This is a genomic window from Butyricimonas synergistica DSM 23225, assembly GCF_000379665.1.
GTDB classification, from domain to species: domain Bacteria; phylum Bacteroidota; class Bacteroidia; order Bacteroidales; family Marinifilaceae; genus Butyricimonas; species Butyricimonas synergistica.
This window is the reverse complement of record NZ_KB903359.1, coordinates 444,091-461,014: the sequence shown is the minus strand read 5'-3', so window position 1 is coordinate 461,014 and position 16,924 is coordinate 444,091. Positions and strand designations below refer to the sequence as shown.

Annotated in this window: 15 protein-coding genes; 1 reads left to right on the top strand and 14 read right to left on the bottom strand. The window is 44.8% G+C overall.

The window, feature by feature from the left end; genetic code table 11:
- Positions 1 to 8: 8 nt before the first annotated feature.
- From A3CY_RS0102035 to rpsA, 6 genes are all read right to left on the bottom strand, one after another.
- Positions 9 to 941, bottom strand: coding sequence for an ABC transporter ATP-binding protein (locus A3CY_RS0102035; protein ID WP_026207209.1), 933 nt, complete (start codon positions 939 to 941; stop codon positions 9 to 11).
- 5 nt (positions 942 to 946) lie between these two features.
- Positions 947 to 3,232 carry a Gldg family protein gene (locus tag A3CY_RS0102030; RefSeq protein ID WP_018336223.1) on the bottom strand — a complete coding sequence of 762 codons (2,286 nt, stop codon included), beginning with the start codon at positions 3,230 to 3,232 and terminating at the stop codon, positions 947 to 949.
- Positions 3,233 to 3,262: 30 nt separating this feature from the next.
- A complete protein-coding gene (locus tag A3CY_RS0102025; RefSeq protein ID WP_018336222.1) occupies positions 3,263 to 5,551 on the bottom strand; it encodes a Gldg family protein in 2,289 nt (762 codons plus the stop codon).
- A 12-nt stretch (positions 5,552 to 5,563) separates the two neighbouring features.
- The gene (locus tag A3CY_RS0102020) at positions 5,564 to 6,496 is read right to left on the bottom strand and encodes an ABC transporter ATP-binding protein (RefSeq protein WP_018336221.1); all 933 of its coding nucleotides are present in this window, start codon (positions 6,494 to 6,496) and stop codon (positions 5,564 to 5,566) included.
- Between the two features lie 220 nt (positions 6,497 to 6,716).
- A complete protein-coding gene (locus A3CY_RS0102015) occupies positions 6,717 to 7,649 on the bottom strand; it encodes a ribonuclease Z (RefSeq protein WP_018336220.1) in 933 nt (310 codons plus the stop codon).
- 6 nt (positions 7,650 to 7,655) lie between these two features.
- Positions 7,656 to 9,506 (bottom strand): 30S ribosomal protein S1, encoded by a 1,851-nt coding sequence (gene rpsA / locus A3CY_RS0102010; protein ID WP_026207208.1) that lies wholly within the window; start codon positions 9,504 to 9,506, stop codon positions 7,656 to 7,658.
- A gap of 336 nt (positions 9,507 to 9,842) precedes the next feature.
- On the opposite strand from rpsA, the gene A3CY_RS0102005 reads away from it, so the two are divergent.
- A complete protein-coding gene (locus A3CY_RS0102005) occupies positions 9,843 to 11,033 on the top strand; it encodes an ATP-binding protein (RefSeq protein WP_018336217.1) in 1,191 nt (396 codons plus the stop codon).
- A 31-nt stretch (positions 11,034 to 11,064) separates the two neighbouring features.
- Here the strand turns inward: A3CY_RS0102005 and A3CY_RS20010 are convergent, their stop codons facing one another.
- The 8 genes from A3CY_RS20010 to A3CY_RS0101965 form a co-directional block, all read right to left on the bottom strand.
- The gene (locus A3CY_RS20010) at positions 11,065 to 11,370 is read right to left on the bottom strand and encodes a LytR/AlgR family response regulator transcription factor (RefSeq protein ID WP_449374806.1); all 306 of its coding nucleotides are present in this window, start codon (positions 11,368 to 11,370) and stop codon (positions 11,065 to 11,067) included.
- A gap of 180 nt (positions 11,371 to 11,550) precedes the next feature.
- Positions 11,551 to 12,792: a DegT/DnrJ/EryC1/StrS family aminotransferase gene (locus A3CY_RS0101995; protein WP_051082665.1), complete on the bottom strand. Its 1,242-nt coding sequence runs from the start codon at positions 12,790 to 12,792 to the stop codon at positions 11,551 to 11,553.
- A 56-nt stretch (positions 12,793 to 12,848) separates the two neighbouring features.
- Positions 12,849 to 13,457 carry a sugar transferase gene (locus tag A3CY_RS0101990; protein ID WP_018336214.1) on the bottom strand — a complete coding sequence of 203 codons (609 nt, stop codon included), beginning with the start codon at positions 13,455 to 13,457 and terminating at the stop codon, positions 12,849 to 12,851.
- A 103-nt stretch (positions 13,458 to 13,560) separates the two neighbouring features.
- The gene (locus tag A3CY_RS23215) at positions 13,561 to 13,692 is read right to left on the bottom strand and encodes a DapH/DapD/GlmU-related protein (protein ID WP_240388137.1); all 132 of its coding nucleotides are present in this window, start codon (positions 13,690 to 13,692) and stop codon (positions 13,561 to 13,563) included.
- Positions 13,693 to 13,881: 189 nt separating this feature from the next.
- Positions 13,882 to 14,121, bottom strand: a complete 240-nt coding sequence (locus A3CY_RS0101980) for a hypothetical protein (RefSeq protein ID WP_018336213.1) — start codon at positions 14,119 to 14,121, stop codon at positions 13,882 to 13,884.
- A 3-nt stretch (positions 14,122 to 14,124) separates the two neighbouring features.
- On the bottom strand, positions 14,125 to 15,516 hold the full coding sequence (locus A3CY_RS0101975) for an AMP-binding protein (protein ID WP_018336212.1): 1,392 nt from the start codon (positions 15,514 to 15,516) through the stop codon (positions 14,125 to 14,127).
- A 13-nt stretch (positions 15,517 to 15,529) separates the two neighbouring features.
- Positions 15,530 to 16,288 carry an SDR family NAD(P)-dependent oxidoreductase gene (locus tag A3CY_RS0101970; protein ID WP_018336211.1) on the bottom strand — a complete coding sequence of 253 codons (759 nt, stop codon included), beginning with the start codon at positions 16,286 to 16,288 and terminating at the stop codon, positions 15,530 to 15,532.
- 6 nt (positions 16,289 to 16,294) lie between these two features.
- On the bottom strand, positions 16,295 to 16,924 hold the full coding sequence (locus tag A3CY_RS0101965) for an acetyltransferase (RefSeq protein WP_018336210.1): 630 nt from the start codon (positions 16,922 to 16,924) through the stop codon (positions 16,295 to 16,297).

Sequence of the window (16,924 nt, the reverse complement as noted above, 5' to 3'; positions counted from 1 at the left end):
TCACCATTTTAATGTTTCTTACTCTTGGCTGACAACTCCGCGAACACGCTATCCATAGAGCTCTTCTCCGCCCGGATCTCAAGCAACTGCCAGTTTCGGGCCACGCTCGTCTCCACGATCTTCAGGATCGCCTCGCGAGAATCCGAGAAACTCACCCGGTAATTCATCCCACCCGTGTTCTCCGCCCCCACAACGCCGGGAAGCACCTTTAACTCTTCCACTGACGGCATCGATGCCAGCGTCACGAAGATCGTGCTCGGCACGATATAATTGTCAAATTCCTCCACCGTGCCCGAGAATACCACCTGCCCCTCCTCGATCATGCGGATATAATCACACGTCGCCTGCACTTCCGACAGGATATGTGTCGAGAGAATCACCGTACGGTCCTCCCCGATCTCCTTGATCAAATGACGGATCTCGATGATCTGGTTCGGGTCCAAGCCATTCGTCGGCTCGTCCAGCACAACGAAAGCCGGGTTATGGATGATCGCCTGCGCGATCCCCACCCGCTGCTGGTAACCTCCCGACAGGTTGCGAATCAAACGCCGTCGGAAATGACTCACCCCGCAACGCTCCATCACTTCATTCACCGCACGATCTACATCCCCCCCCGGAATACGGCGGATATTCGCCGTGAATGTCAAAAACTCCTCCACCGTCAGATCCCCGTACAACGGTGGCTTCTGGGGCAAAAAACCAATATGGCGCTTCGCTGACACCGGATCATCACGCATACTCACGCCCTTGACATAAACCTCCCCCTCCGTCTGCTTCAACACACCGCACATGATATTCATCGTGGTCGACTTACCAGCCCCGTTTGAACCCAACAAACCATATATCCCATTCTCCGTGATCTCGAAATTTATATCCCGAATAGCCCATTGGACACTGTATCGATGAGACAAGTGTTCCACTCTTACAATTGATTCTTCCAATTCTTTCATCTTCCTCTTCTTCTAAACCATACAAAAATAGCTGCCAGCAACAAGCCAATCGGCACCATCCACTTAAACACGATCCCGGTTACAGCCACGCCGGTTTTACCCAAGAACAACTTATTATCGATCGATTTCGGACGGCGCACGTCTACCGGAGCCTCCCCGTCAGACAACCATTGGAAAGACCCGAGAATAATATAGAAATTTCCACCTTCTATTCCTTCGCGGGGCTTAAACAACTCCACGTTACTAATACAATCCGCATCCCCCAGGATTACGATCTTCTGCTCACGTTTCCCCATCGGGCGCGATAATCCCAAGAGTGTCGTGTATTGTTGTTCCACCTCTCCTCTCGCCGGGTTATAGCAAACCGTCGAGTCAATAAAATTCGTCGTTTCCAACTCGTTCCATACTCCCGTGGAATCTGTCAGCAATATCGGCATCACTTTAAATCCTTTATCCGTAGAATACGTCAATCCCGTAGCCCCCGGCATAGTGGCACTCATTCTCCAATCCTTCATCGTCCCGAAGAAATAAGACAACTCCCTCGCCTCTTCCGTAGGTTGCGATAGTACTAAGTCGGGTTGGAAATCTTCCGTAGGTTTCACCAGCACCCCCTCGACAAACTCGACCCCGAACTGTTCCACCAATGGATTCATCAGGGCTTGCCTACCAGACTCACCCACAATAAACAAATTGCCCCCCCGGTCTATATATCGCTGTAAACGTTCCATCTCCTCTCCGGTCAACGGTTGCTGCATATCGGCAATCACCAGAATATTTATCAATGCGGGAACATCCTCGTTCAACATCACTTCTTTCACGTCGAATCCCTGATTCAACAAAGCGTAACGGAAACGTTTATTTTGAGCGAAACTCGCGTAATCACGATCCCGGTAACGATTTATATTCCGCTCACCGTGTCCCGTCAGGAATCCCACGGTAGGCAACTCCATCACCATCCGCTTAAACGCGGCGGAAATCTCCGCCTCGCCCGGATCACGCATCATGTCATCAAACTGCCGTAAAAACATTTTCTCACCGCTCTCCCGTTCCACCTGCCGCACGAAACGATTATCTTCTGGTGTTAGATCTATAATCTGTTTGATCTGTTCCGGATTCAAATACCTCGAAAACTTAATCTTGAACGAGGCGGCAATCTGCCTTGCCCGCTTCTCCATCGGCAAATCCGACAAGAACCCTTTCTCTTTAGTATTCATCACCGAATCGTAATAATACACGTATTTCATCTTGATCTCCGGCTTAAAACGAAGATACTCGCGGAACTGATACATGTCACTATTTTGATACTGCGGAAGAGCTTTCATAAAATCATCATCCAGCAAGTTACTATAAGTTGTGATCGTCAACCCGCCATTCAGCTTCTTCACGATCTCCTGACTATGAGGCGTCAATGTCAGGCTCTTCTCCCGCGTCATATCAAGATATCCCATCAATGCCGGACGGGAACTCACGTACGCGATAAGCCCCATTAACAGGAAAACACCCGCATACTTCATCAAACCTTGCACCCACGAGCTTCTTTGTACTCTCGAAGACAGACGCACAATAGAAAACCACACGAACATCGCCGGAAACGTGATGAAATAAGCGATCTCCTCGCTACAAATCATACCACTAATGAACGTCCAGGCATGTCTGGGAAGTGACAACCAAAAAGTAACATCCCGCACGAAATCAACATCTTGCCAAATCCGATCCACGTAATTCAAGAACGTCAAAAATACCAATGTTGCCACAGCCGAGATGATCTGGTAAGAAGACAATGTCGAGAAAAACAACCCCACAGCCGCATAAGTACATATCAATAAAAAGAACCCCAAAATCCCAGTAAAAATCTGCAACACGTCAAAATGCTCCACCGTGAATAAACTAAAAATCATATACGCGACCAAAATGGACACCAGCACAAGGGCAAAAAGCACCATCGACAAATACTTCCCGAGAACAATCTGCGCATTCGTCATGGGCGATGAATACAACAGCTTCATCGTTCCCCCGGCAAGATCTTTACTCACCAATCCCATCGTCAGCAAAGGAATATAAAGGAAAAAATACCTATACACTTCTCCGAACAACCTGCTGAAAAGATTAGAACTGATATACGAGGGATCATACCCCATCGCCTGTTGTTTCTCGATCATAGTAACTGTACCCGTGAAAATAAGACCACATTGAAAAGTAAATATGATCAACACTAACCAAGCCACGGGCGAATAAAACAACATCTGTAACTCGGTCTTCGCTATTTTATAAATCATTCTCATAATCTAAATTTTTAAAATTAACGCCAATACTCAACGCCCCCTCCGCCGGAGCCATATCAGAACACCCGCAAGAGCCAGCAAAACGGGAACGACAACCATGAACACAATTTTCCACCCCTCCATCGCAGCTTCACTAATATTCAACTTCCGGTCCGTCGGGTCCGCCCGGGAAGTATTCACGGGCAATTCCTCGTGCGACAACCAATAGAAACTCGAATGAGCAAACGTGTAATTGAAATTGCGGATTTCCCGCCTGCCAGTGGCAAACTCCCCGTTACTCAGACAATCCGTGTTCCCCGATATCACGATCCGTTGTTCTTTGCCATTCACCGTGCGGCTCAAAGCTAAAACCGTGGCAAACACTCCGACACAATCACCCGCCCCGGGATCATACACCACAGTGTCCCGCGTGAAATCCGTCACTCCCGTCTCATTCCAACACCCCACCGTATCCGTCGATAACAACGGCGTAACCGTCACACCCTCAACGGGGCGATACTCCAACCCCACACATCCCGGCATGGCAACACATCCCTCGTACTCCCTGATCGTCTTTAATCCCGTCCAAAACCTCACCCCCTCGTCTGTCGGCAACGACTGTATCAAATCCGCCTGGAAAAGTTCCGTCGGCTGCACCAGCTGTCCCGGTATAAACTTTGCGCCGAATCGCTCGACAAGCGGGTTCATCAACTCCTGCCTTCCCGGTCCTCCCAAGATAAAAAGATTGCCACCCCGCTCAATAAAAGCATCCAAATTCACCCGTTCTTCCTCGCGTAAAGGCGATCGCAATTCCGAGATTACCAAAATATCCACACTATCCGGAATCGCCCTGTCGGCACGCACCTCCTCGATATTAAACCCTTGATTCACCATCGAACTTCGGATATTCTTGTCACTCGAAAAACGCTTGTATTCCCGGTCTGCCTCCCGGTTTATATCCCGCTCGCCATGCCCGGTAAGAAACCCGATCGTCGGTACTTGCATCACCAAACGCTTGAAAGCGGCCGAGATCTCCGCTTCCCCCGGGGAATCCTTCCATCCCCCGTGGTAATAGAAACGTAAATACGCCTTCTGCCCGTTCTCCCGCTCGATCACGCGGATAGTCTTGTTTCCCTCCCCACTCAAATCCTCGATCTCCTTCATCTCTTCCGGCGAATGGAAAATAGAAAAAGGTATCCCGTAATTATCACAAATACGCTCAGCCCGCTCCCGGTCATTCAAATCGGGGTACCGCTCATCCAGCTCCTCGTTATTCGCATTATCGTAAAAGTACACATAACGTAACTTCATGTCCGGTTTAAAACGCACGTAATCCCGAAAATTCCCTCGATCATGACTGATATGCTCGGGTAAGGTGCTCCAAAACCCCTTATCCAACACATTCGTGTAAGTCGTGATCTTCACCTTTCCATCCAACAACTTCACGATATCCTGACTCGCTTGGCTCAAGGTATTTCCTTGCGTTCTCGTGGCATCGTAATACGTCATCAATACCGGGCGGGAACTCATGTACCCCAATCCCATCGCCAGCACGAACACGCCTAGATAAGTCCCCCAACGTGTCATCCAGCCCCGCCGCTGTACCCGGTTAATCAACCGAAGCGTCGTCCACGTCAGGAATATAGCCACCACTATCAAGAAATAAAGCACATCCTCGCTGCAAATCAAACCGGAGATAAACTCAAAAACCCTTCCCCGGATAGAAAGCCAATACGTCACATCCCGCACGAACTCGTAATTCTGTCCCACCTCGCCCACGTAATTAAACGCCACCAGAATAAACAACGTGCCAAAAACCGACACCACCTGATAGGACGTCAGGCTGGAAACAAACAATCCGATAGCCGCATACGCACACAACAGCAGGTAAAGTCCCAGTATCCCCGTCAACACGTAAGGCACATCCATATTCTCGATCGTGAACAAACCGAACACCACATAAAATAATATCACACCCATCATCGCCAAACCGAACACCATCAGGGAAACATACTTCCCCATCACCACCTGCACGCTTCGCAACGGTGCCGATTGCAACAACTTTATAGTCCCCCCGCTCAAATCCCGACTGATCAAATTCATCGTCAACAACGGGATATACAAATAAAGAGACCCTTGAATACCACTCGCCAACTCGCCAAACACACTCGTCACCCTCCAAGCCCCGTAGCCCATCGCTTGGTTCACCACGATCCCTTCCAGCAAATCGGATATCATCATCCCCACCTGGTAAGCGAATATCACCAGCAACAACCACGCCACCGGCGAGAAAAACAAAGACTGCAACTCCATCTTTGCTATTTTGAACACCATCTTCATAAACTCACGATTTTAATGTTTCTTACTCTTGGCGGACAACTCCGCGAACACGCTATCCATCGAGTTCTTCTCCGCCCGGATCTCAAGCAACTGCCAGTTACGCGACACGCTCGTCTCCACGATCTTCAGGATCGCCTCGCGAGAATCCGAGAAACTCACCCGGTAATTCATCCCACCCGTGTTCTCCGCATCAACCACGCCCGGAAGTACCTTCAACTCTTCCACTGACGGCATCGAAGCCAACGTCACGAAAATCGTGCTCGGGACAATATAATTGTCAAATTCCTCCACCGTACCCGAGAATACCACCTGCCCCTCCTCGATCATGCGGATGTAATCACACGTCGCCTGCACCTCCGACAGGATATGTGTCGAGAGAATCACCGTACGGTCTTCCCCGATCTCCTTGATCAAATGACGGATCTCGATGATCTGGTTCGGGTCCAAGCCATTCGTCGGCTCGTCCAAGACCACGAAAGCAGGGTTATGGATGATCGCCTGCGCAATCCCCACCCGCTGCTGGTAACCTCCCGACAGGTTGCGAATCAAACGCCGGCGGAAATGGCTTACCCCGCAACGTTCCATCACCTCCTTCACCGCACGCCCTACATCTCCCTCCGGGATACGGCGGATATTCGCCGTGAACGTCAAAAACTCCTCCACCGTCAAATCACCGTACAACGGCGGCTTTTGCGGCAAAAAACCGATATGACGCTTCGCTTCCACCGGATCGGCACGCATACTCACTCCCTTGATATAAACTTCTCCCTCCGTCTGTTTCAACACGCCGCACATGATATTCATCGTGGTCGACTTGCCCGCCCCGTTTGAACCCAATAAACCGTATATCCCATTCTCCGTGATCTCGAAATTTATATCCCGAATAGCCCATTGAACACTGTAACGATGTGACAAATGTTCCACTCTTACGATTGATTTTTCCATAAAGTATTGTTTTGAATAAATATTTATTACATTTTCTTTTCCACGTTTATAGAATACCCGAAAACAAAAATGGTACTATTCCCGCCCCCTAAAAAAACACCCGGCTATCCTTTCAGATAACCGGGTGTTTTTTATTTATCCCTCATCTTAATTTATTTCCAAAGCCTTCGCCAACTGATCGAGGCAAGAAGTCGTTTTCTTTTCATAGTTCCATTAAATTTTATCCTCGTTTCACAAGCGGCAACTCGAACACTGCCCCGTCATAACACAAATCGGTATTGGGAAAAATCTCACGGGCTTGTTCCAACAAAGGTGTCGGATCCGGGTATCGGGAGGAAAAATGTCCCAGCAGGAGGTGCTTTACCCCGGCAAGTACAGCCATTCGCGCCGCTTGTCCCGCGGTACTATGAAAAGTTTCTTTCGCGAGCTTCTCGAACTCGTTACCATATGTAGACTCATGATAAAGCAAATCCACACCCTCCACGTATTCGGCAAAAGACTCCCTGAAAAGCGTGTCCGTCATATAAGCATATGAACGAGGGGCAGCTGGAGCCGTGGTTAAGCGGCAATTTTCAATCACCTCCCCATCAGGAGTAATATAATCTTCTCCTTTTTTCAACCGATGCATAAAAGCCACGGGCACCCGAAAAGCATCCGTCATCTCCCGCTTGATATTTCTTTCCCGTTCTTTCTCGGCGAATAAAAATCCCGTCACGGGAGCCTCGTAACGATGTTTCAAAGGGAAAGCACGCACGGTCAAAGCATGATCTTCATAAATTAAAGCCGGTTCCCGTTCCAAGTGATGAAAAATCAAAGGATAATTCAAGCGGGTATTCATCACCTTTAACTGAAATTCGATAATCTCCTGCAAACGCTTGTCGGAATAAACGTGTAACTCGTTTTTCCGGTCTTGCATCGAGAAACTGGACAACAAACCGATCAGACCAAAAAAATGATCCCCGTGCAGGTGGGAAATAAAAATATGATTGATTTTATTATACGGCACCTTGAAACGCCGCAATTGCTGCTGGGAACCTTCCCCGCAGTCGATAAGAAAGTACCGCTCAAGTACATTAAGTACCTGAGCGGCAGCATTTCTTTGAAGAGTGGGCACGGCGGAACCGCACCCTAATATGGTTAGCTCAAACTTCACTAATTATTATTCTTTTTCTTTAGCTTCCATTTGGTCTTTCAAAGCAGCCAACTCGGTGATGTCACCCAGAGTAGTTTTCTCTAGTTTTTCTTTCACTTTCTTCACTGCTTTTTTAGTTGCGTTAGCCTCATCTTTCTTCTTCGCATTATCGGTAGCTTTTTGCTCGTCTTCGAAAATACGAGAGTGAGAAAGAATGATTCTCTTGGCTCCCTTGTTGAATTCGATCACCTTGAACGGTAATTTCTCGTCAACCTTAGCTTGTGAACCGTCTTCTTTTACCAAGTGGCGAGGAGTAGCAAATCCTTCTACACCGTAAGGCAATGCGATAACGGCACCCTTGTCGAAGATTTCGGTAATCGTACCTTCATGGATTGAATCAACCGTGAAAATCGTTTCGAATACATCCCAAGGATTCTCTTCCAATTGCTTGTGACCTAAACTCAATCTTCTGTTATCCTTGTCTATTTCAAGAACAACTACATCAATATCGGCACCGATTTGGGTAAATTCTGCCGGGTGTTTCACTTTCTTCGTCCAAGACAAGTCAGAGATGTGGATCAAACCGTCAACACCTTCCTCGATCTCTACGAATACTCCGAAGTTCGTGAAGTTACGCACGATAGCTTTATGTTTCGTGCCAACAGCGTATTTCTCCTCGATATTTTGCCACGGGTCGTTCTTCAATTGTTTGATACCCAAAGACATCTTTCTTTCGTCACGATCCAAGGTAAGTACAACAGCCTCAACCTCGTCACCCACCTTCATGAAGTCTTGAGCGGAACGCAAGTGTTGTGACCATGACATCTCTGAAACGTGAATCAATCCTTCTACGCCCGGAGCGATCTCAACGAAAGCACCGTAATCAGCCATAACAACCACTTTACCTTTCACGCGGTCACCCACTTTCAAGTCTGCGCTCAAAGCATCCCACGGGTGCGGAGTCAATTGTTTCAAACCAAGAGCGATACGTTTCTTCTCGTCATCGAAGTCAAGAATAACAACGTTCAACTTCTGGTCTAACTCTACAATCTCGTTCGGGTGATTTACGCGACCCCAAGAAAGGTCGGTAATATGGATCAATCCGTCTACGCCGCCCAAGTCGATGAACACTCCGTAAGAAGTGATATTCTTAACAGTACCTTCAAGTACCTGTCCTTTTTCAAGTTTGGAGATGATGTCTTTCTTCTGTTGTTCCAACTCAGCCTCGATAAGAGCCTTGTGAGATACAACAACGTTTTTGAACTCTTGGTTGATTTTAACCACCTTGAATTCCATCGTCTTCCCAACATAAATATCATAATCACGAATCGGCTTAACATCGATCTGAGAACCCGGCAAGAATGCTTCGATACCGAATACGTCAACGATCATACCGCCCTTCGTGCGACATTTAACAAATCCTTTGATAATCTCGTCGTTTTCCAACGCAGCATTAACACGATCCCAGCTACGCAAAGCTCTTGCTTTCTTGTGAGAAAGGGTCAACTGACCTTTTTTGTCTTCTTGAGTCTCAACGTAAACTTCTACTTTATCTCCCACTTTCAATTCCGGATCGTAACGGAATTCGTTCAATGAAATAATACCGTCTGACTTGTAACCGATGTTTACAACGACTTCTCTCTTGTTCATTGAGATAACAGTACCTTCAACAACTTCTTTCTCTACCACAGATGAAAGAGTTTCGGCATACCTGTTCACTAATTCTTCTTTTTCAGATGCGGGGATTACATCATCATTTGCATAGGCTTCCCAATCGAAATTGTCATCAGCCTCAGCGCTTGTGGTTGCTACCGGAGCAGCTTTCTTGGTTTCTTCTTGTGCAAGTTCCACTTGCATTTCTTTTTGTTCTTCTGTCATAATAATAAATGCTTATCCTCTAATAAATTAGACATTATATTTTTTAAATACGGGCGCAAAAATACAAATAAATATTAACTCGGCAAACAAAACGCATTGAAAAATAACACAATATCCCAATATCTGAATTTCCCAGCCATAAACCAAAAATACATCCCGCAACACCCCTTTGCCAACTAAATCATCTGAATACCCCGGTTTATTATCTGAATGTCCGGAAAAATTATCTGAATGAAACTTGTTCAATTAAAACAAATCACATACCTTTGAGTCGGACTGAACATTTTTGTTCACTCCATTGAACATTTTATACGAACAGATTGAACATTTGGAAAAATGGAATATAAAAGAGCACCATTCACGGAAATACTTCACCGTATTAATGAACCGCGCGGCAAAATGCAAGTTATCGTTGGTCCCCGTCAAGTTGGGAAATCCACGCTAATTGGTCAAATTCTAGAAGAATGTACCATCCCCTTTGACAGTTATTCAGCCGATGATGTCACCGGAGTATCCGCCGATTGGCTTGCCCAAGCGTGGGAATCACAAAGAATGAAAATGTTCGCACGGGGAGAATCGAAAAGGCTCATGGTCATAGACGAGATACAGAAAATCAAAAACTGGAGTGAAACCGTTAAAGCGGAATGGGATCGTGACACGAGGGAGAAACGGGAACTGGTTATCGTATTGCTTGGTTCCTCTAGAATGCTCATAGAAAAAGGGTTGACCGAATCTCTTGCCGGGAGATTCGAACTCATACGCCTTGCTCATTGGACCTATGCCGAAATGAAAGACTGTTTCGGTTGGTCATTACAACAATATGTCTATTTTGGTGGTTATCCCGGTGCCGCACAATTCATCAATAACGAAAACCGCTGGAGAAACTACGTGAAAAATTCTTTAATTGAACCTTCCATATCCAAAGACATTCTGATGGACACGAAAATCATGAAGCCACAACTTTTGCGGCAACTATTCGAACTGGGAAGTAGCTATAGTGGCGAACTTTTATCTTTGACTAAAATTGCGGCTCAATTACAGGATACCGGAAATGTCACCACCCTTGCGGGGTATCTTCATTTACTTGATGAATGTGGTCTTCTATGTGGTTTACAGAAATTCGCGGAGGACGATGCCAGAAAATATAATTCCGTTCCTAAATTTCAGGTACACAATAATGCACTCCGTAACGTCTATGTAGATGACGACTTTTCCGAAGTGATTGAAGATCCTAAATTATGGGGTAGATATATTGAATCTGCCATAGGCGCATACCTTGTCAGTCAAGCACAAATGAATGATTATAAAGTATATTATTGGAGAGATCATAAAGACGAAGTCGACTTTATCCTCGTCCGGCGAAAGAAAAAAATAGCCATAGAAGTTAAAAGCGGAAGAAGAACTACAAATCAAGGAATATCCGTCTTCACGAAAATGTATAAACCGTACAAAGCTTTAGTTATCGGTTCCGGAGGACTATCGTTTGAAGAATTTCTTTCCATGGATATTGACCTGCTTTTCAAATAAAGGCCACCTCACAAGAACGATTAATAATTAACTATTCCTCTTCCCTCGTTTTCAAATCCCAAATAACAAAGCACCCGAACACCTCTTCCCGGTAAGGCTTGCTGATAGGGATTATTTTTTCTCCGATGCAAATCGTCTTCCCGATGAAACCATCCACCGCCCGAAGNTTCACGATATAACTTCGATGAACCCGCCGGAACATACTTTTCGGTAAGCGAAGTTCCACCGTTAAAAGAGAATAGGGAATTGATATCCGGGGCTTATCCCGACGGTAAATATAACAATAACAACCCGATGCCTCCACGTACAACACTTCCGAGTAGAAACACCTCTCCATACGTTCTCCCTGGCGTACAAAAAAACAATCTCTCACGAGACGTTGCGATTGATCATTCAATTCTTTCATAACTTTCCAATTTTATATCTCGCGAAATGACCTTTTCGTGTACAAGAGAACAATATCCTCAAAAACAAAAAAGAGGTGTGTCGAAACACACCTCAATCGTGAATCATAACTTTACAAGTTTCTCTTGATTTGTTCAACGATATACCACACGTCCTCGTCCGTCACGCACGGACCACTGGGCAAACAAAGTCCCGTCTTGAACAACCCCTCGCTCACCCCGTTCACGAAACACGGGTTGTCCCGGTACACCGGTTGTAAATGCATTGGTTTCCACAACGGGCGACTCTCTACCCCCGCCCGGTCCAACGCCAACCGCGTCGCCTCCACGTTCCGGTTCGGCTCGTGAGCCGTGTGTAACCCCAAGGCCGCACGGGTCACTCCCGCCGCCCCGCCAACAGCACCTTGCACCGCTTCCTCGTAAGCGTGCTCCTCTCCCTTGACCCGTAAACCAGGATCCAGCGTCACCGTGCAAAGCCAAAAATTGCTGTCATAACGTGACGACGGGTTCTCGTGAAGCGTCACCCCATCCACCTCTTTCAGCAACTCCCGGTACAGCGCTTGAACGTGCTTGTGATGCGCCACGTGATCCTCCACCACCGTCATCTGACCCCGCCCAATACCGGCACAGATATTCGACATCCGGTAATTGTAACCGATCTTCTCGTGCTGGTAATAAGGGTAAGCCTCCCGTCCCTGCGTCGCGTAAAACATCACCTCCCGCTTCGCCCCCTCGTCCGGGCAAATCAACGCACCGCCGCCACTCGTCGTGATCATCTTGTTCCCGTTGAACGACAACACCCCGTAGCGACCGAACGTCCCCAACACCCGACCGTCATACCTCGAGCCGAACCCCTCCGCGGCATCCTCTATCACAGGGATCTCGTAACGGGCGGCAATCTCCAGGATTCGCTCGCAATCGTACGGCATCCCGTAAAGTGCCACCGGGATAATCGCCTTCGGCTTGCGCCCCGTCTTGGCTACCCGGTCCCGGATCGCCTCCTCCAGCAACCCCGGGTCCATGTTCCAGCTATCCGCCTCCGAGTCCACGAACACCGGCGTCGCCCCCAGGTAAGTCACCGGGTGAGCCGAAGCGCAAAACGTGAACGACTGCACGATCACCTCGTCACCCCTCCCCACACCACAAGCCAACAACGCCAAATGCACCGCCGCCGTACCCGCCGACAACGCCACGACCTCTTTATCCTCCCCGATAAACTGCTTGATATCCCCCTCGAAACCGTTCACGTTCGGTCCTAACGGTACCACCCAATTCGTGTCAAATGCCTCTTGTATAAATTTTTGTTCTTCACCTGACATGTGTGCCAAACAAAGATAAATCCGTTTTCTTTCCATCTCTATTCTGGTAATTCTAATAAGATACCTTAATCTATAAAAATTCCTCTTTAGCTTCAATTCGTACCATCAAAAGGATGTGTCGTGGCTTCTCCTTCGAAAGAAATATTCTCCCGTATAAATACCTTTTTTATTGTAACAAAAAATATTTTTAAATCAAGTATTAATGACAAGTGATCAACATACCATACATCTAATTCAAATTTTTTTGTCCATGAAATATTATTCCGACCATTAACTTGTGCCCAACCAGTTATTCCGGGACGCACTTCATGGCGACGATACTGTTCTAAAGAATATAAAGGTAAATATTTAGGTAACAATGGTCTAGGGCCAATCAAAGCCATATCTCCTTTCAAAACATTAAAAAGTTGTGGCAATTCATCTATTGAAAGGCTACGGAGAATCTTTCCCACACGTGTTATCCTTTGTATATCCGGAAGTAAATTACCATTATCATCTCTCTCATCGGTCATTGTTTTAAATTTAATACATTTATAAATCTTTGCATTCTTCCCAGGTCTATTTTGCGTAAAAAAGACTCCCGCTCCTTTGTTTACAAAATGCAAGACGACCATTATTATTAAAAAAAATGGAGACAATATCACTATAGCACAAAAAACCGAAATACAATCTATTACCCGTTTAAAAAAATTACGATACATACTTTAAATAATTCTCCCATTATTTACTTTTATCCCTGTGCGTATCACTTTAGCAGGATTACCTGCCACGATGCAATTGGCTGGAACATCTTTCGTTACAACACTACCCCCCTATAACACACTGATTACCAATACTTAAACCAGGCATTACAATCGCTCTTACACCAATCACACAATCATCCCCTATATACGTATTTGTTTTAATATTCCTGCAATGATCATGAGCAAGAATCATCGCTCCATTGAGAATCCATGTATTATTCCCAACATGAATGCCTTTAGGATTAACAGATTTATCTAAATGAGCTTTCCACGATATCCGACAATTCCTGCCTATGTTCATTCCATATCTTAAACGAAGATAATCAGGATAAATCGAAACAATCTTCGACCATAGCCTTTTACGCAATCCCATAATGTATTATTACAATATTACTCCATATTTGCCTAATATGTCCTTTCCCGCAAAATACGATACCAAGCCTATAATATCTTCCGTATCCAACATGATGTCAAATGTTTCTTCAATAGAAGTGATAAGACATAATTGTTTGATCGAATCCCATCCCTCAACAGAGGTATTATCAAACTTTTCATTCAATACATTTTCTTCTACCTGAAATGTATCACAAAAAATACGATTATATTTCTCCAAATTTGTCATAACCTAATAATTTTTTAAACAAGCCTTACCGGCTTCATTACGTTCTATTTTACTTGAATAAATTATTTCTATGTTTTTGTGAAAAAGATGAGTTTTCTCTACAACAAAATTTTTAATCGACTCGGATAACGAAAAATTAGTTATACAAATTTTCAATAATTCATCGGATCCGCTACACAAACAATCCGTATCAAAATTAGATTTCACCAAATATTCAATTTCATCCAGACCAATACGAAGTCCAAATATTTTTAGAAATCGCTTCATCCTTCCGATAACGTAATAAAATCCGTCAACATCCCGATGAACAATATCCCCGGTATACAAAACCCCTCTATTTTCATCGCCTTTCATTAAATCACCCGAATTCATTGCATACCCGAGAGTAACATTTTCGCCATAATAGATCATCTCTCCCTCTGCTTCTCCCTCGAAAGTCTTGTTTCCCTCTGAATCAATAATAGCCAATCGTCCATTGGGTTCCGCTTTTCCGATACTACCTATTTTATATTTAGCCATTTCCGGCTCTAAAAACGCCATCCTTGCGGTCCCCTCCGTTTGTCCGTAAGTCGCTATAAATTTTTTACCGTTTTTCTCCGCGTATTCCACGCATTCTCGAAATAAATCTTCTCTTAATTTTCCTCCACCTTGAGTGATTACTTTCAGAAAAGGAAGATCCATTCTAAAGAATCGCATTTTTCTTAACACCTCGTAACTATATGGAACTCCCGTAAAACTAGTTGCTTTCTCTTCTTTCAACATTGTCCAGAACTCTTTATCCAACAAAGATTTGTCACTAAAAAGAAGAGTCGCTCCAGAATATAAATGACTTGTAATGACAGATAATCCCATCGTGTAATGCATGGGAAGAGTAGCCATTGCCCGTTCTAGCGGGGTTATTTGGAACATTTGAGAAACATTCTCTGCATTTGCTTCAATATTTCTATAGCTATGCCGCACAAGTTTTGGACTACCTGTTGAACCGGATGTCGGTAACAACAACGCTAGATCGTCATGAAGAACTGGTGCTACTAAATCAGTTTTGACCAACGAATAATCTAAAAGTGAAAACACCTTTTTGTACCCATATTTATCCACCAACTCGGTCGGTATCCATAAATACTCCGGCTGGTATAGATCTCTTAAGTGCTCATATAAATCAACTTCCGTATTTACACTAAGAATCAGAGGTACAATTTTATTCGAAAGTGCAGCAACATATCCGACTAATGCTCCAAGAGAATTTCTCGACATGATAAATATTAGCGTCCTGTGAGGAAGAACTTTAAAAAATTCACCAGAGAGTACGACCAAATCCCCATACGTCAACTCTTCCCTTCCTCCGTCGATTGCTGCTGTTTTCTGTATTTCCTTTTTATCTAAATTCAAAAACATGCAAACCTACTCTTTAAATTGTTGCACACCCGTCGACACCCAATACCTGACCGGATATATAAGATGCTCTGTCTGATGCCAAAAAAGAGCAAGCATTAGCTATATCTTCCGGTGTCCCTAAACGACCTAATGCTATTTTCTCGATTCTACTATCAATTGTTTCTCCATGATCAGCATAAAGTTCATCGAATCTCTCGGTTTTCACTATCCCGGGTGCAACTGCATTCACTCGAATATGTAAAGGAGCTAATTCCTTGGCAGCCGATTTTGTCATTGAAATGATAGCTCCTTTAGTGGATGAATATGCCACTTGACCGGGACTTCCCACGATACCCGTAATGGAAGCAATATTCACAAAACAACCGCCGCCATTTCTTGACATCAATCGTGAAGCTATTTGAAGCATATCGATAACAGCAAAAACATTGACATTAAACATCCTTTCCAGTAATGATTTAGTCACCATCCCCAACTTTTGATTTGCGATAATAGCAGCATTATTAACAATACAATCTATCTTGCCTTCCGTTTTATATATATCCATAAGCCCTGCCTTGAGAGCCACACTATCTGTAACATCAAAACATAAAGGAACTACTTTCGTACGATAAAGTTGAGAACAGCTTTCTGCCCAGCTATCCATATCTTCGAGTTTAATGTCATTTATATAAACGATAGCCCCATCACGAGCGAACCTATCTGCAATAACCCGCCCGATACCTCTCCCTGCACCGGTAATAAGACATACTTTTTTTTCTAATAATCTATCCATATGCGTTCATTTTAACCTCCTGGCAGGATTGCCAAAGACAGACACACCGTTAGGTACATTATTGATAACAAAACTACACGCACCGACATGAGTGTTATCACCCACCGTTACATTATGATTTAAAACAGCTGAAGTATGAATCATATTTTCATTTCCTATTCTAATCCCTCCGACACACATTACCCGTGAATCAATACGATTCCAATCTCCTATGACAACATCATGACCAACAATGGTATATGATTGAATAAAATTGTAATTTCCTATTTCTGCGTTAGCTGCAATAGTCGTGAATGCTCCCACGATATTTCCTTTACCCATTTTGACACCCGTACCAATCCTCGCATCCTTATGTATCAAATTGATAAACTCTCCGCCTTTTTCGATTATTCTCATCATACAGTTTTTACGACCTAATCCACCAATGGAACAAATAAAAATATCTTCTTTTTCTACCGCATAATTGGAAATGGTAGATAATAACTCTGGGTATCCACTAAAATCCTTTAATGCATTTTGATCATCATCGATAAAACCTTTTATACAGAACTCTTTCCCGTATCCCAGACTTTCTCTAGCCATATCATTCATGACTCGTCCCATACCGCCAGCACCAATAATTATTAAATTCTTCAT